Source organism: Streptomyces humi (genome assembly GCF_001005085.2).
GTDB classification, from domain to species: domain Bacteria; phylum Actinomycetota; class Actinomycetes; order Streptomycetales; family Streptomycetaceae; genus Streptomyces; species Streptomyces humi.
In genome coordinates this window covers 100,570-117,974 of the sequence record NZ_LBMU02000002.1, presented here as the reverse complement: position 1 = coordinate 117,974, position 17,405 = coordinate 100,570, and the positions used below count along the sequence as shown (strand labels likewise).

Below are 17,405 nucleotides of genomic sequence, written 5' to 3'. Positions count from 1 at the left end.
ATCCCGCACGAGGAGCAATCCGGGGAGCAGCCGCATGACCGCACTCGCCACGACCGAGACCCCGACCGCGCCCATGACGGCTCCGGAGGCCGATCTGGCCCTGCGTTTCGTGGCCGGGGACGAGGGCGGCCTGGAGGCGGTCTACCGCCGCTGGGCTCCCCTCGTCCTGTCCCTGGCGCGGCAGTCGCTGGGCGACGGCGCGGAGGCCGAGGACGTCACCCAGACGGTGTTCCTCGCGGCCTGGCACGGCCGCCACGGCTACCGTCCGGGCCGTGGCCCGCTGCCCGCCTGGCTGGTGGGCATCGCCCGGCGCAAGATCGCCGACGCGCTGTCCGCCCGCACCCGGCGCACCGACGTCGCCGCGGCGGCCGCGCGCGAGTCGGTCCGTTCGCCGGACCCGTCGACCGCGCACGACGCGGTCCTGAACCGGGTGGACGTCACCCGGGAACTGCGCCGTCTTCCCGAGGCCCAGCGGCGGGTGCTGTGCCTGACGTTCTACGGTGACCTGACGCAGACGCAGATCGCCCACGTCACCGGCTGGCCCCTGGGTACGGTCAAGAGTCACGCCCGGCGCGGCCTGCTGCGCCTGGGCCGGAGCCTGGACACCGAGGCCACGGGGTGAGCCGCCCGACGGACGGCTCGGGCGCCGCCCGCGGGAAGAGGAACAGATGACCGCCGTGAACTCCGCCGGGCAGCCCCCGCCCGGATCCGCCGTACCGGACGGCACCGGTCTGGCCACCGGTGTGCTGGCCCGCCGCCTCGGCGTGTCGCCCATGACCCTGCGGTCCTGGGACCGCCGCTACGGCATCGGCCCGACCGCCCGGACCGCGGGCGGCCACCGCCGCTGGACGGCGGCCGACGTGGCGATGGTCGAGGAGATGTGCAGGCTGACGGCGACCGGCATCCCGCCGGCCGACGCCGCCCGCGCCGCCCGTACGGCCGCCGCGGGCCCACCGCCCGCCGCGGAGGCCGACCGCACCTCACCGCCCCCGGCGGCCACGGGCCGGTCGCGGGCCGCGGGCGCCCTGCCCCTGGGCGACGTCCGTCTGGAGTGCCGCGGGCTGGCCCGCGCCGCCGTACGGCTGGACGCCCCGGCCCTCGACGAACAGCTCACCGCGGTCGTCGAGCGCTACGGCGTGGTGGTCGCCTGGCAGGAGGTGATGATGCCGACCCTGCACGCCGTGGGACGCCGCTGGATGTCGTCCGAGGACCAGTACGTGGAGGTGGAGCACCTGCTCGCCTGGCACGTCTCCACCGTGCTGCGGCGCAGCGCCCGGCCCGCCGTCCCGGTGGCGTCCGCGGCGGCCGGCTGTGTCCTGCTGGCCTGCGCGCCCGGCGAACAGCACACGCTGCCCATGGAGGCGCTGCACGCGGCGCTCGGCCGGGAAGGGGTGCCGGTGCGCATGCTGGGAGCGGCGGTGCCCGTCGAGGCGCTGGACGCGGCGGTACGCAGGCTCGGCCCCGCCGCGGTCGTGCTCTGGGCCCAGATGAGCAGCCGGGCGGCCCCGGACCTGGCCCGGCACGTGGCGGCGCAGCGCTGGGGGATGAAGGGGGCGCGGCGCGGTCCGGCGGTGCTGCTGGGCGGCCCCGGCTGGAGCCGGTCCCAGCCCGCCGGCGTGCTCAGGCCCGCCGGCCTGTCCCAGGCGGTGGAGACACTGCGCACGCTGTGCGGCGAACGATGACCCGAGGGGCCCGTCCCGGTCGGCAGACCGTGGGTGACCCTCCACGCCCGCGCGGGGTCATGAGCGCTCCCGGGCCCGCCTGAAGCGCTCCAGGCCTTCCGCCAGCGACACCACCGGCTCCGGATAGCCGGTGCCCGCGCGCTCCTCCTCCGGGAGCTTCCACGGCTCGTGCACGTCGGGCGCCTTCACGTCCGCCAGCTCCGGAACCCAGCGCCGCACGTACGCACCGTCCGGGTCGTACCGCTTGCCCTGGAGGACGGGGTTGAGCACCCGGTTGGGACGGGTGTCGGTGCCCGTGCCCGCCATCCACTGCCAGTTGAGCTGGTTGTTCGCCATGTCGCCGTCGACCAGCAGGTCCAGGAAGTGCCGGGCGCCCACCCGCCAGTCGACGTACAGCGTCTTGGTGAGGAAGCTCGCGGCCAGCAGCCGGCCCCGGTTGTGCATCCACCCCTCGTGGCGCAGCTGCCGCATCGCCGCGTCGACCACCGGGTAGCCGGTCCGGCCCTCCCGCCAGGCCTCGGCGTCCGCCCGCGCGCCCTTGGCGCCGCGCCACCGGTCGCGCCGGGTGCGGTAGTCGCGGACGGCGGCGTCGGGGCGCGCGGCCAGCACCTGGCGGTGGAAGTCCCGCCAGGCGATCTGCCGTACGAACGCCTCCGCGCCGGCGCCGCCCGCCTTGCGCGTGCGTCGCACCACCTCGACCGGCGACAGCGTGCCGAAGTGCAGATGGGGGGAGAGCCGGGAGGTGGCGTCGCCCGCCAGGTCGTCGTGGCCCTCCTCGTAGACGTCCACGCCGGAGCGCAGCCACGCGCTGAGTCTGCGCCGTCCCTCCGTCTCGCCGCCCGCGCACAGCCCCGGGGACACCCCGCTCACGTCGGCGCGCCTGGGCAGCGCGGCCGAGCCGATCTCCTCCGGCACGGTGATCGAGCGCGGTGCGCCCAGCGCGTCCCGCAGCGTCTCGGCGGACCAGCGCCGGTAGTACGGCGTGAACACCGCGAAGTGGTCGGAGGAGGCCGGCGTGACCGCGCCCGGCGCGACGGCGGTGCTCACCGTGTCGTGCACGTACAGGCGCCGTCCGTCGGCCTCCAGCGCCCGGCGCAGCCGCTGTTCGCGGCCCTGCGCGAAGGCGCTCACGTCACCGGCCATGTGCACCTCGTCGGCGTCCGCCTCGGCGGCGACCCGGCACACCTCCGTGACCGTCTCGCCCTCGCGCAGCACCAGCCGGCCGCCCCGCTCCCGCAGCCGCGCGTCCAGGTCGACCAGGCAGTCGGCGAGGAAGGCGAGCCGGTTCGGCGCGGCGAAACCCGCCCCGTCCACGGACCGGTCGCGCACGAACAGCGGTACCACCCGCCCCCCGCCGTGGAGCGCCGCGCGCAGCGGCGGATGGTCCGACAGGCGCAGATCGCAGGTGAACAGGACGACCGAGGTCTGCATGGGGCTCACTTCCGCTTCCGGTGGGGTACTCGGATGCTTTTCACCCCGTCGGCCGGTACCGGATGCGGCGGACGCCGGTTTCCCCCGTTCGGGTGGCGGTGCGCCGGACGCGTCAGAGCTCCTCCTCCATCCGGATCGCGTCCCGCAGGTCGTCCCCGATCCCCTCCGCACCGGCTCCTCTCCGCCGGCCCTCGCGCACCGGTCCCTCCTGCTCCCGGCCCTCCTGCTCCCGGGCCTCCTGCTCCCGGGCCTCCTGCTGGTCGAGCAGGGCCGCCGCGATGCTGTCGAGCTTGCGCTGGATCGCGTGCTCGGCCCGGCGCTCGGAGTTCTTCAGCAGGGCCAGCAGCAGCAGGTTGACCGAGGTCATGACGTCACCGACGAAGAGCTGCCAGTTCAGTGGCAGCCCCATGATGTGGGCGACGGCGAAGAGCGCCACCAGCAGCAGGCAGAACCCGTAGAAAGGCGCGGAACTCGTGAAGTTGGACGCCGCTTCCGCCAGGTTCTCGAACCATCCCCGGCCGTCGCTGGAGCGTTCCGCCGGATGCGGCACACTCACGGCTCTGCCGGGTGCCGTCCGTCCCATGCCCATCACCGTCCGTGTGGATAGCGCGCACGGAGAAAAACGACAGTGGCCGGAGGCGAATTTCTCCGCCTCGCCCTTTTCGGTTCTCCCCGGGGTGAATTGAACCGTGACTTCCCGGGGTACCCGGCGTGCGCCCGTCCACGCGTCCGGTGACGTGACCGGCGCGCAGCCTAGATGAGGGAGCGCGAGTCATGAAAGCAGTGACCTGGCAGGGCCGACGGCATGTCCGGGTGGAGGACGTACCCGATCCGCGGATCGAGGAGCCCACGGACGCCGTCATCCGCATCACGTCGACCGGACTCTGCGGCTCGGACCTCCATCTGTACGAGGTGCTCACGCCCTTCATGACCCCGGGGGACATCCTCGGTCACGAACCGATGGGCGTGGTCGAGGAAGTCGGCTCCGAGGTGACGAACCTGCGCCCCGGGGACCGCGTCGTGGTGCCCTTCCAGATCTCCTGCGGGCACTGCTTCATGTGCTCGGCGGGCCTGAACACCCAGTGCGAGACCACGCAGGTGACCGGCGAGGGGATGGGCGCGGCCCTGTTCGGGTACACCCGCCTCTACGGTGCGGTGCCCGGCGCCCAGGCCGAGTACCTGCGCGTACCACAGGCGCAGTTCGGGCCGATGAAGGTGCCCGACGGCCCCGCCGACGACCGTTTCGTCTACCTCTCCGACGTGCTTCCCACCGCCTGGCAGGCCGTGGCGTACGCCGCGGTGCCGCCCGGCGGCACGCTCGCCGTGCTCGGGCTCGGCCCCATCGGCGACATGAGCTGCCGTATCGCCCGGGCCCAGGGCGTGGAGCGGGTGTTCGGCGTCGACCTCGTGCCGGAACGCCTCGCGCGTGCCGCCCAGCGCGGTACGGAGGTGTACGACCTGCGGGTCTACGACGACGAGAAGGAACTGGTCCAGGCGATCAGGGACGAGACCGGCGGCCGGGGTCCGGACGCCGTGATCGACGCCGTCGGCACCGAGGCCCACGGCGGCGCGGCGGCCAAGCTCGCCCAGACCGTCACCGGGCTGCTCCCGCGCAAGATCAGCGCACCGCTCGCCGAACGCTTCGCCGTCGACCGGCTGGCCGCCCTCTACATGGCCATCGACCTGGTACGCCGGGGCGGCACGATCTCGCTGAGCGGCGTGTACGGGGGGATGGCCGACCCGATGCCGCTGCTCACCCTGTTCGACAAGCAGATCCAGCTGCGGATGGGGCAGGCCAACGTCCGGCGCTGGACCGACGCGATCATGCCGCTCCTCACCGACGGGGACCCGCTCGGCGTCGACGACTTCGCCACCCACCGGCTGCCCCTGACGGAGGCCGAGCGGGCCTACTCCATGTTCCAGCAGAAGCAGGACGGCTCGGTGAAGATCCTCATGCAGCCCTGAGCCCCGCGCTCCACCCCGGCTCACGAACGACCCGACGACCAGTGAGGTGACGACATGGCGGCGACGGACCGATCCCGGGCCGGCGGGCTCTCGGCGCTGGTGACCGGCGGCTCCCGGGGGCTGGGACTGCTGATGGCGGCCCGGCTCGTCCGGCGCGGTCACCGGGTGACCGTGCTGGCGCGGGACGCCGGTGAACTCGACCGGGCCGTGGCCTGGATGCTCGACCGCACGGGCCGCTCCGTGCGACCGGTGGTGTGCGACGTACGGGACGAGACGGCGGTGACGGCCGCGGTCCGGCGGACGGCGGAGCAGGCGGGCGGGCTGGACCTGGTGATCGCCAACGCCGGAGTGATCCAGGTGGCGCCCGCCGAGACGGCGGGGACGGAGGCGTTCAGGGACGCCATGGAGACCATCTTCGACGGCACCCTCCACACCGCGCTCGCGGCCCTGCCGTACCTGCGGCGCAGCCCGGCGGGCGGCCGTCTGGGCCTGGTGGGCTCGGTCGGCGGACTGCTCGCGGTGCCGCATCTGGTGCCGTACTCCTGCGCCAAGGCCGCGGTACGGGCGCTCGGCGAGGGCCTCCAGGAGGAGACGGCCGGGAGCGCGGTGAGCGTGACCACGGTCCACCCCGGGCTGATGCGGACCGGCTCGCACCTCCAGGCGGAGTTCGGGGGCCGGCCGGAGGCCGAGTTCGCCTGGTTCTCCGCGCTGGCGGGGATGCCGCTGCTGTCGATGGACGCGGAGCGGGCGGCGGAGAAGGTCGTACGGGCGGTGGAACGCAGGCGTACCCGGCTGGTGCTCACTCCGGCCGCCCGGACCGCCTCCCTCGCGCACGCGGTCGTGCCCCGCCTGGTGACGCGGGTGAACGGGCTGGTCGCCCGCGCGCTGCCCACGCCGCTCGACGACGGGGCCGAGCAGAGCTCGCGGCGGGCGCCGCTGCGCCAGGGCCACGATCTGGAGGCCCCCGCCGCCCCCGCCTGGGCGCGGGCCCTGCGCCGGGCGGGCAGCGCCCTCAACGACCGGGCGGCCCAGCGCTACAACCAGAGCTGGGCGGGCCCGCCCACCAGCGCCCGGCCGCGCTGACCGCCGACGGGCGGGGCACGCCGAACGCCGGCGGCGCGGGTCAGACCTTGCGCCAGCGCGCGTTGGCCCAGGAGAAGACGCCGAAGGCCACCAGCCCGACCGCGATCAGCACGAGCAGCCAGGGGCCCGCCGGAGTGCCGGCGAACGCGCGCAGGGTGTCGTCCATGCCCTTGGCCTTGCCGGGCTCGTGCCGCACGGCCGCCGCGATGGCGAAGCCGCCCGCGGTGGCGAAGACGATGCCTCGTGCCGTACCGCCGAACATGCCGAAGAAGGCCACGAACCGACGTGCCTTCCGTGACATCTCGTACATCCTGAGATGCTTCTCGAACTTGCGCAGGACGGCCCGTACGGCGATCCAGAGGCCGGCGGCGGTCACCGCGGCCCCCGCGACGCCGACGATCCACTGCCCGCCGGGCCAGTCCAGCGCCTTCGCCGTGACGTCCTGGGAGTTCTTGTCGGAACTGCCGCTGCCGCTGCCCTTGTCACCGGCCGCGTAGGAGAGCACGGAGTACGAGACGAACGTGTAGAAGAGAAAGCGGCCCGCGGCCATCACCCTCTTGCCGGGCTTCCCGCCGTCGGGACCGGCCTGCCCGAAGGCGGCCTCGGACAGCCGCCACAGGGCCATCCCGGCCAGGGCGACGCCGAGCAGCCACAGCAGCGCCGTACCGAAGGGCTTCTGGGCGATCTCGGCGACCGCGCCGCCCCGGTCGGCCTGCGTGCCTCCGCCGGAGAAGGCGATCCGCAGGGAGAGAGCGCCGATCAGCGCGTAGATGACCCCGCGGGCGACGAAGCCCGCCCGTGCCGCCACCGCGAGCGCCCTGCTGTTCGCCGCGCGCCGGGCCTGTCCGTGTCCGCGTACCGATACCGATCCAGTGACCATGCCCTACCGGATGCCCCTGCGAACGAACGGCATACGCGCCACACAGAGGTCGGATGCACCGTTGCCGGTCATGGCAGGAAAGCGGGGCGCTCGGGTGTGAATGGTGGGGCCGGAGTGGGGCACCCGGAGGGGCGGGGAGGTCGATGATCATGGTTTTCCGGCGCCGATGGTGAGCTGAATCCGTGTGTGGGCCCCTCCGCGGGACCGGCCGCCGTGACGGCCGGTCCCGCGGGCGTGCGGGAGTGGTGGTGGTGTCTGAGAGGCTGAGGGTATGGATGTCGATCGCAGGAACAACATCACCGTCGTCGGTGACCCGCAGGGGCGGCCGGTGGTGCTGGCGCACGGATTCGGCTGCGATCAGAACATGTGGCGGCTGACGGTGCCGGCCCTGGCCGGGAACCACCGGGTGGTGCTGTTCGACTACGTGGGGTCGGGCCGCTCGGACCTGTCCGCGTTCTCGGAGGACCGGTACGGCTCCCTGGACGGCTACGCCCAGGACGTGGTCGAGGTCTGTGCGGCGCTCGACCTGCGCGACGCCGTGTTCGTGGGGCACTCGGTCAGCGCGATGATCGGGGTGCTGGCCGCGGGCCTGGCCCCGGACCGCATCGGCGCCCTGGTGATGGTCGCCCCGTCTCCGCGGTACATCGACGACGACGGCTACCGGGGCGGGTTCAGCGCCGAGGACATCGAGGAACTGCTGGCCTCGCTGGAGTCGAACTACCTGGGCTGGTCGGCCGCGATGGCACCGGTGATCATGGGCAACGCCGAGCGGCCCGAACTGGGGGAGGAGCTGACCGACAGCTTCTGCGCCACCCACCCGGACATGGCGCGGGTCTTCGCCCGCACCACGTTCCTGTCGGACTCCAGGGACGACCTCAAGACGGTGAACGTGCCGACGCTGGTCCTGGAGTGCACCGAGGACGCCATCGCCCCCCGCGAGGTCGGCGCCTTCGTCCACCGGGCCGTCCCGGGATCGACGCTGGTCACCCTCGACGCGACCGGACACTGCCCGCACCTGTCCGCACCCGAGGCCACCAACCAGGCGATCACCGCCTTCCTGGCGGGCCTGCGATGATGTGCCGGACGGGACAGCAGCCCGAGCCGCAGGACGCGGGCAAGGACGCGGCGAACGCGGCGTTCGCCGCCCTGCTGGAGGACAGCGCCGAGGAGCTCTACGAGAACGCGCCGTGCGGTTACCTGTCCACGCTCATGGACGGCACCATCGCCAAGATCAACTCCACGCTGCTGGGCTGGCTCGGCCTGGAGCAGGAGGCGGTCGTGGGCCGGATGCGGTTCACCGACCTGCTGACCGTGGGCGGCAGGCTGTACCACGAGACGCACTTCGCGCCGCTGCTGCGGATGCGGGGCGAGATAGGCGGCATCGCCCTGGAGATGCGGCAGCCCGGCGGCGCGCGGATGCCGGTGCTGGTCTCCTCCGCGGTCAAGCACGGCAGGGGCGGCGAGCCGCTGCTGATCCGCACCACCGTCTTCGACGCCCGGGACCGCCGCGCCTACGAGGAGGAACTGCTGCGCGCCCGGCGGGCCGCCGAGGAGGCGCGGCAACAGGCCGAGGCCGACCGGGCCCGGTTGCAGGACGCGCTCGCCGTCCTCCAGCGGTCACTGCTGCCCGACTCGCTGCCCCAGGTGCCCGGCCTGGAGGCGGCCGCCCACTACCGCACCGCCTCCCCGGACCGGCTCGGCGGCGACTTCTACGACCTCTTCCCCGTCGACGGCAAGCGCTTCGCGTTCTTCCTCGGCGACGTGTGCGGCAAGGGACCGGAGGCCGCCGCCGTCACCTCGCTGACCCGCTACACCCTGCGCGCCGCGGCCGTGCACGACTCCGACCCCGTCTCCGCCCTGGCCACCCTCAACAAGGTGCTCCACGACCGTTACGCCGGCGGCGATCCGCGCTACTGCACCACCGTGTTCGGCGTCGCCGAGCCCGATCCCACGACCGGACACGCCACCGTCACCCTCGCCTCCGGCGGCCACCCCCCGGCCCTGGTCCTGCGGGCGGACGGCACCGCCGAGTTCCTGCCCACCCCCGGCGGCCTCCTCGTCGGCATCCTGCCCGCCGCCCACTTCGCCACGGCCACCACCACCCTGCGGCCCGGCGACACCCTCCTGCTGTACAGCGACGGTGTGACCGAGGCCCGGACCGGTGAGGACCGCACCACCCTGTACGGCGACGAGGAGCTGCGCGCCTTCGTCGCCGATCACGCCGGCCGGCCCGCGCACGCCGTCATCCAGGCCCTGACCGGCCTGCTGGACGACTTCGGCGACGGACTCGACGACGACACCGCCCTGCTCGCCCTAGGCGTCCCCGCCGCCGCGTCCACACCGAAGAACACGGAATGAGCCCACTGAACATCACCGTCACCTCCGCCACGGCCGGGCCCGTCGTGGCGGTCGGCGGCGAACTCGACCACGTCACCGCCGCCCGGCTGCGCGACCTGGTCGCCGAACTCACCCTGCGGCCCGGCCAGCGGCTCGTTCTGGACCTGGCCGGGATGGAGTTCTGCGACTCCAGCGGCATCACCGCCCTGATCGCGGCGCGCAACCACGCCCAAGCCGCCCGGGCCGACATCGCACTGGCCGCCGTCCCCGCCCGCACGCTCCGCGTGCTGAAAATCGTCGGCCTCGACCAGATCTTCGCCATCCTCCCCGACAGCCAGTCCGCTCCAGGCAGCCGCTCTGGTCCCGACAGCCACTCCGCTCCAGGCAGCCAGTCCGCTCCAGGCAGCCCTCCCGCCACGCGGACCTGAGGGCGGTCGGCGCGCGGGAACACGGGCGTCTCACAGGTCACGCTGCTCCAGCGGCCGGACGGCGGGGCCCTGGAGGATCCGGCCGTCCGGGGCGAAACGGGAACCGTGGCACGGGCACTCCCAGGCCTGTTCGGCCCGGTTGAACGCGACGAGACAGCCCAGGTGGGTGCAGGTGGCGGAGACGGCGTGCAGCTGCCCGCCCTCGTCGCGGTGCACGGCGCACCGGTGCCCGCCGACCCGTACCACCGCGCCGTCGCCGGGTGCGATGTCCTCCGGCCGCGGCCCGGTCACGGCCGGCAGCCGGTCGCCGACGAAGTGCCGGGCGACCTGGGCCTGGTGCTTCAGGAACGACACCCCCTCACGGGCCACGGGACCCAGCCGCCGCGGGTCGTACAGACCGGCCCACTCGACCTCGCGTCCGTCGACGAGGTCGCTGATCAGGCGGCCCGCCATGATGCCGCCGCTCAGACCCCAGCCGCCGAAACCGGTGGCCACGTGGACGTGGTGGCTGCCCGGGTGCAGCGGGCCGACCAGCGGCACCGAGTCGGTGGAGTCGTTGTCCTGGGTGGCCCAGCGGTGGGTGGGCGTCAGCCCGGGGAAGTGCTCGTCGGCCCACTCGGAGAGCCGGGCGAAACGCTTCTCGACGTCGGCGGTGCCGGGCGTGAAGTGCTCACCGGTGACGATCAGCAGGCGTCGGCCCTCCCCGTGGGGTGCGCTGCGGACGGACCGGGTGCCCTGCTCCGGCGTGATGTACATGTCGCGCGGGGCGCGGTCGTCCTCGACGGTCCCGGCCACGACCAGCTCGCGCCGGGGGGAGAGCCGGGTGAACAGCAGGGCCCGGTCGAAGACGGGATAGTGGGTGGCGACCACGACCTTCCCGGCCCGCACGGACACCCCGGCGTCCGTCTCCAGCACACAGGGCTCGCCCTCGGTGAGACCCACGACCCGGGTCCCCTCGTACACCGCGCCACCGCGCCGGCGCAGGTCGTCCGCCAGCGCCAGCAGGTACTTGCGCGGATGGAACTGGGCCTGTCCGCTCACCCGGACCGCCCCGGCCACCTCGAAGGGCAGCTCGGTGGCGGTCACGAACTCGGCGGGCAGCCCGGCCTCCCGTGCCGCCCACGCCTCCGCGCGCAGCTCGGCCACCCGCCCGGGGTCCCGCGCGAACGTGCAGGCCGCCGCCTCCTCCCAGTCGCAGTCGATGCCCAGCTCCGCCACGATCCCGGCGGCATGCCGGATCGCCTCGCTCTGCGACAACGCGTACAGCCGCGCGCCCTCGGGGCCGCGGGTCCTGCGCAGATGGTCGTAGACCAGGGTGTGCAGAGCGGTCAGCTTGGCCGTGGTGTGCCCGGTCACCCCGGCGGCCAGCCGGTCCGCCTCCAGCACCGCCACCTCATGTCCTTGCCGTACCAGCTCCCAGGCGGCGCTGAGCCCGGCGATGCCGCCCCCGACCACGGCGACCTCGACGGAGAGGTCACCGGACGGCGGCGGGGCGGGCTCGCCGGGCGGGGGCGCCGTCTCCAGCCAGTACGACCTGCGGAGTCCACGCTCGGCGTCTGTCATGGCCGTACCCCTGTCTCAGCGTTCATGCCAGCCGGGTTCCCGCCACGGTGACGTGACACCTCTCCGGCGGGACGACTCCGGAGCCCGTCGGCAGGGGCGGTGCCGGCACCGGGTCCCACGGCCGTGACGGCCCTGCGTAGGGGCGGTGCCGGTGGGTACTCGAGGCCGCGCACCGCCCTGCCGCGAGAGGGAGAGCACGTGAGCGACCACTGTCCGGGAGTTCCCGCGGACGAGGAGCCGCCGCCCGGCCGGCGCCCCGCGCGCCGTACCCGCCCCGGTGGGTCAGGCTGGAAGTGACGCCCATAGACGCCGCCGGGCGATTCCGGCCGCCGAAAGGACACACCATGGGTGTGCGTACGTGGATCAGCGACTGGCCCGCCTTCCGCCAGCTCACCGCATCGGACCCGCTCGGCCGCGGCCGGGCCGCCATGTCGGCGCGCACCGAACGGCTGCGGCCGCGTACGGAGACCGCCGACCGCGTGGTGCGGTCCGTGTGCCCGTACTGCGCGGTGGGCTGCGGACAGCAGGTCTACGTCAAGGACGACGAGGTCGTCCAGATCGAGGGCGATCCCGACTCGCCCGTCAGCCGGGGGCGCCTGTGCCCCAAAGGTTCGGCCACCCTCCAGCTCACCACCGGGTCGGCCCGCCGCCACGAGGTGCTGTACCGGCGGCCGTACGCCACCGACTGGGAACCCCTGGACCTGGAGACCGCCATGGACATGGTGGCCGACCGGGTGATCGAGACCCGGCGCAGGACCTGGGAGTGGGAGTCCGAGGGACTGCGCACCGCGCGCACCCTGGGCATCGCCAGCCTCGGCGGCGCGACCCTCGACAACGAGGAGAACTACCTGATCAAGAAGCTGCTGACCGGCCTCGGCGTCATCCAGGTGGAGAACCAGGCGCGGGTCTGCCACAGCTCCACGGTCGCCGGGCTCGGCACCTCCTTCGGGCGGGGCGGTGCCACCACCTTCATGCAGGACCTCCAGCACGCCGACTGCATCGTCATCCAGGGCTCCAACTTCGCCGAGGCCCACCCCGTCGGCTTCCAGTGGGTGATGGAGGCGAAGGCCCGCGGCGCCCGGATCATCCACGTCGACCCGCGGTTCACCCGCACCAGCGCCCTCGCCGACCTGCACGTACCGATCCGGGCCGGCAGTGACATCGCGTTCCTCGGCGCGATCATCAACCACGTCCTGACCGAGGAGAAGGACTTCCGTGAGTACGTCCTCGCCTACACCAACGCCGCCACGCTGGTCAGCGAGGACTTCCGCGACACCGAGGACCTCGACGGCGTCTTCTCCGGACTGAACCAGGAGCAGCACCACTACGACCCGTCGAGCTGGCAGTACGAGGGCTTCGAAGTCCAGCAGCCCACCGGTGAGGTCGACGAGCAGTACGAGGAACGCGTGCGGGGCTCCGGCGGCTCCGAGGCACACGGCTCGGGCGGCGCGCAGACCGCGAGCCAGGCACCCCGCGACGAGACGCTGCGGCACCCGCGCTGCGTCTACCAGATCCTCAGGCGCCACTACGCCCGCTACACACCGGAGCTGGTCGAGGAGGTCTGCGGAGTGCCCCGCGCGACGTTCCGCGAGGTGTGCGACGCCCTGACCGCCAACTCGGGCCGCGAGCGGACGAGCGCGTTCGTGTACGCGGTCGGCTGGACCCAGCACTCGGTCGGCGCCCAGTACATCCGCGCCGCGAGCGTGCTCCAGCTGCTGCTCGGCAACATCGGCCGGCCCGGCGGCGGCATCCAGGCGCTGCGCGGCCACGCCTCCATCCAGGGCTCCAGCGACATCCCGACCCTGTTCAACCTGCTGCCGGGCTACCTCCCCATGCCGCATGCCCACGCGCACGAGGACCTGGAGGCGTTCATCACGGCCACCCGCACGGAGAAGGGCTTCTGGGCGAACATGCGGGCCTACTTCGTGAGCCTCCTCAAGTCGTACTACGGGGACGCGGCCACCGCCGCCAACGACTACTGCTTCGACCACCTGCCGCGCCTCACCGGCTCGCACGCCACCTACGACACGGTGATGGCCCAGCTGGACGGGGTGTGCAAGGGCTACTTCCTGATGGGCGAGAACCCCGCGGTGGGCTCCGCCAACACCCGGCTCCAACGGCTCGGCATGGCCAACCTGGAGTGGCTCGTCGTCCGCGACTTCTCCCTCATCGAGTCGGCGACCTGGTGGCAGGACGGCCCGGAGATCGAGACCGGGGAACTGCGCACCGAGGAGATCGGCACCGAGGTGTTCTTCTTCCCGGCCGCCGCGCACACCGAGAAGAACGGCTCCTTCACCAACACCAACCGCTGGCTCCAGTGGCACGAGGCGGCCGTCGAGCCCTCGGGCGACGCCCGCAGCGACCTGTGGTTCATGTACCACCTGGGCCGCCGCATCAAGGAGCGACTGGCCACCTCGACCGACCCCATGGACCGGCCCGTACAGGACCTGACCTGGGACTACCCCGTCGAGGGGCCGCTGGCCGAACCGGACGCCGCTGCCGTGCTCGCCGAGATCAACGGCTACGGCCCGGACGGAGCGCCCCTCTCGGCGTACACAGAAATCAAGGACGACGGCTCGACCCGGTGCGGCTGCTGGATCTACTGCGGGGTGTACGCGGACGGCGTCAACCAGGCCGCCCGCCGCAAGCCCGGAAGCGAACAGGACTGGGTAGCCGCCGAATGGGCCTGGGCGTGGCCCGCCAACCGCCGCATCCTCTACAACCGGGCGTCGGCCGCCCCGGACGGCACCCCGTGGAGCGAACGCAAGGCGTACCTGTGGTGGGACGGGGACGAGGGGAAGTGGACCGGATACGACGTCCCGGACTTCGTGCCCGACCGCGCCCCCGACTTCGTCCCCGACAAGGACGCGACCGGCCCCGACGCGCTGCGCGGCGACGACCCGTTCATCATGCAGGCCGACGGCAAGGGCTGGCTGTACGCACCGGCGGGGCTGGAGGACGGCCCGCTCCCGACCCACTACGAACCGCAGGACTCGCCCTTCACCAACGCCCTCCACCCCTCGGTACCCCGCTCGCCGGTGCGCCACCTGCTGCCCCGGGAGGGCAACCGCTACCACCCGAGCGGCGACGAGAAGGGCGCCGACGTCTTCCCGTACGTGATCACCACGCACCGTCTCACCGAGCACTTCACCGCGGGCGGCATGAGCCGCTGGTCGCCCTACCTCGCCGAACTCCAGCCGGAGTTCTTCTGCGAGGTCTCTCCCCAGCTGGCCGCCGAACGCGGACTCGAACACCTGGGGTGGGCCACCATCGTCACGGCCCGCAACGCCGTCGAGGCCCGTGTCATGGTCACCGCGCGGATCGTGCCCCTCACCGTGCACGGCCGGACCGTCCACCAGATCGGACTGCCGTTCCACTGGGGACCCAACGGCGTGGCCACCGGCGACGCGGCCAACGAACTCGTCGCGATCGCCCTCGACCCCAACGCCCACATCCAGGAGGACAAGGCGCTGACCGCCGACATCCGCCCGGGCCGCCGGCCGCGCGGCCCCGACCTGCCGAAGCTGGTCGCCGAATACCGCAGGCGGGCGGGCATCACCGCCGACACCGGGACGGAGACCGTGAAATGACCAGCCGTCATCTGCTCAGCGGTCCGGAGCCCGACCCCGCCCGCGACGCCGGGCACCCCGAACCCCCGCCCCGCGTCGGCTTCTTCACCGACACCTCCGTGTGCATCGGCTGCAAGGCCTGCGAGGTCGCGTGCAAGGAGTGGAACGCCATCCCGGAGGACGGCCTGTCCCTCACCGGCATGAGCTACGACAACACGCAGGGGCTCGGCGCCTCCACCTGGCGGCACGTCGCCTTCATCGAACAGCAGGTCCCGGCGCCGGACGGACGCACCCAACTCCCGCTGGCGGACGGCGCGCCGACCGCCTCCGGCCCGCCGGACGGGGCCGGGGAGCTGCGCTGGCTGATGTCGTCCGACGTGTGCAAGCACTGCACCCACGCGGCCTGCCTCGACGTCTGCCCCACCGGCTCCCTGTTCCGGACCGAGTTCGGCACGGTCGTCGTCCAGGAGGACATCTGCAACGGCTGCGGCTACTGCGTGCCCGCCTGCCCGTACGGAGTCATCGAGCAACGCCCCGACGACGGCCGGGCGTTCAAGTGCACGATGTGCTACGACCGGCTCGGCGCCGGCCAGGAGCCCGCCTGCGCCAAGGCGTGCCCGACCGAGTCCATCCAGTTCGGCCCGCTGGACGAACTGCGCGAACGCGCCGCGCTGCGCGTGGACCAGTTGCACACGGCGGGTGTGGCCGGCGCCCGGCTGTACGGCCACGAGCCCGACGACGGGGTCGGCGGTGACGGCGCGTTCTTCCTGCTCCTCGACGAACCCGAGGTCTACGGGCTGCCCCCCGCCCCGGTCGTCACCACCCGCGACCTCCCCACGATGTGGAAGCACGCCGGCGCGGCGGCCCTCTCCCTGGCCGGCGCCTTCGCCGTCTCGTTCGCGCTGCCCGGTCTGCTGCGCAGGAAGGCCACCCGATGAGCCACTCCACCGACCGCTCAGGACAGCGCACGGACCGACGGCGCCGTAACCGTCGTGGTGAGCAACTCATGGTTCCCCGAGCCGAGTTCGAGTCCTACTACGGACGTCCGATCATCAAGGCGCCGTCCTGGAGCGCCCAGGACATCGCCGGGTACTTCTTCCTCGGCGGCCTCGCCGGCGCGGGTTCCGTACTGGCGGCGGGCGCCCAGCTCACGGGTCGTACGGCGACCGCCACGGCGATGAAGGTGTCCTCCCTCGCGGCGGTCTCGCTGTCCGCCGCCGCTCTCGTGCACGACCTCGGGGTCCCGCGCCGGTTCCCCAACATGCTCCGCGTGCTCAAGCCCACCTCGCCCATGAGCGTGGGCTCATGGCTCCTCGCCGGTTACGGACCGGCCGCCGGCGCCGCCGCCGTCACCGCCGTGACCGGGCGGCTGCCCCGGGCCGGGGCCACGGCGACCGGCGCGGCGGCGCTGCTCGGGCCGGCCGTCGCCTCCTACACGGCCGTGCTGGCCGCGGACACCGCCGTCCCCGCCTGGCACGGCGCGCACCGCGAACTGCCGTACCTGTTCGTCGCCTCCGCGACGGCCGCCGCCTCCGGGATGGCCCTGCTCCTCGGCCCGGTGTCCGAGTCGGCACCCGCCCGCTGCGCGGCGGTGCTCGCCGCCGGCGCCGACGAGGTCGCCACCCGGAAGGCCGAGCGGCGCCTCGGCATGGTCGCGGAGACCTACCGGCAGGGCCGCGCCGGAACGCTGCTGCGCACCGCCCGCCTGCTCACCGCGGCGGGCGCCGCCACCGGCCTGCTGCTCGGGCACCGCAGCCGCCCGGCGGCCGCCGTCGCGGGCCTGGCCCTCCTCGCGGGCTCGGCCTGCACCCGCTTCGGCGTCTTCGCGGCCGGGGTCGCCTCGGCCGAGGACCCGAAGTACACGGTCGCGCCGCAACGCGCCGCCGCGGCCCCGGCCGGCGAGGACGGGAACTGACGGCACCCGGCACACCGCCCCCGGCCTCCTGGAGGCACCCGGACGCCTACGAGGTCAGGCCGCCTGAAAGTGTCCGGGACGGGTACGCGTACCGGGTCGGTGACCGGCCCGTCCGCCGACGGGCGACGGTGACCGCCCCTACCCACCCCCCTAGGGAAGAGAGTCCACATGGCCACCGTGTCCCTCACCGGAGCGTCCAAGGAGGACGCCGCCGCCGTCTTCGGCGTGCTGCGGAACGTGTTCCCCACCGACCGTCCCGCCGACGACCTGCCCGAGGAGCAGCCGGGCGGGCACGCGGCCGTGTGGAGCGCCGAGTTCGAGCCGACCCGGGAGTGGAGCCCGCCCGGTCCGGTGACCCTGGGGGGTTCGGTCTCCGCGACCCTCCAGGGCGACTACCAGGCCGTCGACCAGCTGCTCGAGGCCCTGGGCGCCGCGTTCGCCGTGCAGCAGCAGGGCACCGCCTCGGGAGACCAGGAGAAGGAGGTCGACCTGCGGCTCGGGACGAAGGAGTGACGGAGCGGGAGACCGTACGCGTGCGCGCGAACCACGACG

Annotated in this window: 15 protein-coding genes; 11 read left to right on the top strand and 4 right to left on the bottom strand. The window is 73.6% G+C overall.

Translation table 11 applies throughout. From position 1 onward, the window contains the following. Window positions 1–34 precede the first annotated feature (34 nt). Window positions 35–622, top strand: coding sequence for an RNA polymerase sigma factor (locus tag AAW13_RS01005; protein WP_046726805.1), 588 nt, complete (start codon window positions 35–37; stop codon window positions 620–622). A gap of 46 nt (window positions 623–668) precedes the next feature. Then, complete coding sequence (locus tag AAW13_RS01000) at window positions 669–1,682, top strand: MerR family transcriptional regulator (RefSeq protein WP_046726806.1); 1,014 nt, start codon at window positions 669–671, stop codon at window positions 1,680–1,682. 57 nt (window positions 1,683–1,739) lie between these two features. Here AAW13_RS01000 and AAW13_RS00995 read toward each other — a convergent pair whose 3' ends face one another. After that, complete coding sequence (locus AAW13_RS00995; RefSeq protein WP_046726807.1) at window positions 1,740–3,113, bottom strand: cryptochrome/photolyase family protein; 1,374 nt, start codon at window positions 3,111–3,113, stop codon at window positions 1,740–1,742. A gap of 112 nt (window positions 3,114–3,225) precedes the next feature. Then, window positions 3,226–3,696, bottom strand: coding sequence for a low affinity iron permease family protein (locus tag AAW13_RS00990; protein ID WP_052768424.1), 471 nt, complete (start codon window positions 3,694–3,696; stop codon window positions 3,226–3,228). A 191-nt stretch (window positions 3,697–3,887) separates the two neighbouring features. Here AAW13_RS00990 and AAW13_RS00985 point away from each other — a divergent pair, with 191 nt between their 5' ends. Then, window positions 3,888–5,078, top strand: a complete 1,191-nt coding sequence (locus AAW13_RS00985) for a zinc-dependent alcohol dehydrogenase (RefSeq protein ID WP_046726808.1) — start codon at window positions 3,888–3,890, stop codon at window positions 5,076–5,078. Window positions 5,079–5,132: 54 nt separating this feature from the next. Further along, on the top strand, window positions 5,133–6,161 hold the full coding sequence (locus tag AAW13_RS00980; RefSeq protein ID WP_046726809.1) for an SDR family NAD(P)-dependent oxidoreductase: 1,029 nt from the start codon (window positions 5,133–5,135) through the stop codon (window positions 6,159–6,161). Window positions 6,162–6,201: 40 nt separating this feature from the next. Here AAW13_RS00980 and AAW13_RS00975 read toward each other — a convergent pair whose 3' ends face one another. Further along, on the bottom strand, window positions 6,202–7,041 hold the full coding sequence (locus AAW13_RS00975) for a DUF1206 domain-containing protein (protein ID WP_071659377.1): 840 nt from the start codon (window positions 7,039–7,041) through the stop codon (window positions 6,202–6,204). 271 nt (window positions 7,042–7,312) lie between these two features. Here AAW13_RS00975 and AAW13_RS00970 point away from each other — a divergent pair, with 271 nt between their 5' ends. Genes AAW13_RS00970 through AAW13_RS00960 form a run of 3 tightly spaced genes read left to right on the top strand, consistent with a single transcriptional unit; the run spans window position 7,313 to window position 9,806 of the window. Next, the gene (locus tag AAW13_RS00970) at window positions 7,313–8,116 is read left to right on the top strand and encodes an alpha/beta fold hydrolase (protein ID WP_046726811.1); all 804 of its coding nucleotides are present in this window, start codon (window positions 7,313–7,315) and stop codon (window positions 8,114–8,116) included. Beyond that, a complete protein-coding gene (locus AAW13_RS00965) occupies window positions 8,116–9,399 on the top strand; it encodes a PP2C family protein-serine/threonine phosphatase (protein WP_046726812.1) in 1,284 nt (427 codons plus the stop codon). Before AAW13_RS00970 ends, AAW13_RS00965 begins: the two co-directional genes overlap by 1 nt. Continuing rightward, entirely contained in the window at window positions 9,396–9,806 is a 411-nt protein-coding gene (locus AAW13_RS00960) for an STAS domain-containing protein (RefSeq protein ID WP_046726813.1), read from the top strand. The genes AAW13_RS00965 and AAW13_RS00960 overlap by 4 nt, the downstream gene beginning before the upstream one ends. A gap of 30 nt (window positions 9,807–9,836) precedes the next feature. Here AAW13_RS00960 and AAW13_RS00955 read toward each other — a convergent pair whose 3' ends face one another. Beyond that, window positions 9,837–11,369, bottom strand: a complete 1,533-nt coding sequence (locus AAW13_RS00955; protein WP_046726814.1) for an FAD-dependent oxidoreductase — start codon at window positions 11,367–11,369, stop codon at window positions 9,837–9,839. Between the two features lie 344 nt (window positions 11,370–11,713). Here AAW13_RS00955 and fdh point away from each other — a divergent pair, with 344 nt between their 5' ends. The 4 genes from fdh to AAW13_RS00935 all read left to right on the top strand — a co-directional run bounded on the left by fdh (window position 11,714) and on the right by AAW13_RS00935 (window position 17,366). Further along, window positions 11,714–14,959, top strand: a complete 3,246-nt coding sequence (gene fdh, locus AAW13_RS00950; RefSeq protein WP_046726815.1) for a formate dehydrogenase — start codon at window positions 11,714–11,716, stop codon at window positions 14,957–14,959. Next, on the top strand, window positions 14,956–15,876 hold the full coding sequence (locus AAW13_RS00945; protein ID WP_046726816.1) for a 4Fe-4S dicluster domain-containing protein: 921 nt from the start codon (window positions 14,956–14,958) through the stop codon (window positions 15,874–15,876). Before fdh ends, AAW13_RS00945 begins: the two co-directional genes overlap by 4 nt. 68 nt (window positions 15,877–15,944) lie before the next feature. After that, window positions 15,945–16,853, top strand: a complete 909-nt coding sequence (gene nrfD, locus AAW13_RS00940) for an NrfD/PsrC family molybdoenzyme membrane anchor subunit (RefSeq protein WP_046726817.1) — start codon at window positions 15,945–15,947, stop codon at window positions 16,851–16,853. A 168-nt stretch (window positions 16,854–17,021) separates the two neighbouring features. Further along, the gene (locus AAW13_RS00935) at window positions 17,022–17,366 is read left to right on the top strand and encodes a hypothetical protein (protein ID WP_046726818.1); all 345 of its coding nucleotides are present in this window, start codon (window positions 17,022–17,024) and stop codon (window positions 17,364–17,366) included. Window positions 17,367–17,405: the final 39 nt, after the last annotated feature.

What these genes read in the sequence shown, in the direction of transcription:
- AAW13_RS00995 (WP_046726807.1), bottom strand. Translation starts at nt 3,113, where the DNA reads ATGCAGACCTCGGTCGTCCTGTTCACCTGCGATCTGCGCCTGTCGGAC.
- AAW13_RS00990 (WP_052768424.1), bottom strand. Translation starts at nt 3,696, where the DNA reads ATGGGACGGACGGCACCCGGCAGAGCCGTGAGTGTGCCGCATCCGGCG.
- AAW13_RS00970 (WP_046726811.1), top strand. Translation starts at nt 7,313, where the DNA reads ATGGATGTCGATCGCAGGAACAACATCACCGTCGTCGGTGACCCGCAG.
- AAW13_RS00945 (WP_046726816.1), top strand. Translation starts at nt 14,956, where the DNA reads ATGACCAGCCGTCATCTGCTCAGCGGTCCGGAGCCCGACCCCGCCCGC.
- nrfD (WP_046726817.1), top strand. Translation starts at nt 15,945, where the DNA reads ATGGTTCCCCGAGCCGAGTTCGAGTCCTACTACGGACGTCCGATCATC.
- fdh (WP_046726815.1), top strand. Translation starts at nt 11,714, where the DNA reads ATGGGTGTGCGTACGTGGATCAGCGACTGGCCCGCCTTCCGCCAGCTC.
- AAW13_RS00955 (WP_046726814.1), bottom strand. Translation starts at nt 11,369, where the DNA reads ATGACAGACGCCGAGCGTGGACTCCGCAGGTCGTACTGGCTGGAGACG.
- AAW13_RS00985 (WP_046726808.1), top strand. Translation starts at nt 3,888, where the DNA reads ATGAAAGCAGTGACCTGGCAGGGCCGACGGCATGTCCGGGTGGAGGAC.
- AAW13_RS00935 (WP_046726818.1), top strand. Translation starts at nt 17,022, where the DNA reads ATGGCCACCGTGTCCCTCACCGGAGCGTCCAAGGAGGACGCCGCCGCC.
- AAW13_RS00980 (WP_046726809.1), top strand. Translation starts at nt 5,133, where the DNA reads ATGGCGGCGACGGACCGATCCCGGGCCGGCGGGCTCTCGGCGCTGGTG.
- AAW13_RS00960 (WP_046726813.1), top strand. Translation starts at nt 9,396, where the DNA reads ATGAGCCCACTGAACATCACCGTCACCTCCGCCACGGCCGGGCCCGTC.
- AAW13_RS00975 (WP_071659377.1), bottom strand. Translation starts at nt 7,041, where the DNA reads ATGGTCACTGGATCGGTATCGGTACGCGGACACGGACAGGCCCGGCGC.
- AAW13_RS00965 (WP_046726812.1), top strand. Translation starts at nt 8,116, where the DNA reads ATGTGCCGGACGGGACAGCAGCCCGAGCCGCAGGACGCGGGCAAGGAC.
- AAW13_RS01000 (WP_046726806.1), top strand. Translation starts at nt 669, where the DNA reads ATGACCGCCGTGAACTCCGCCGGGCAGCCCCCGCCCGGATCCGCCGTA.
- AAW13_RS01005 (WP_046726805.1), top strand. Translation starts at nt 35, where the DNA reads ATGACCGCACTCGCCACGACCGAGACCCCGACCGCGCCCATGACGGCT.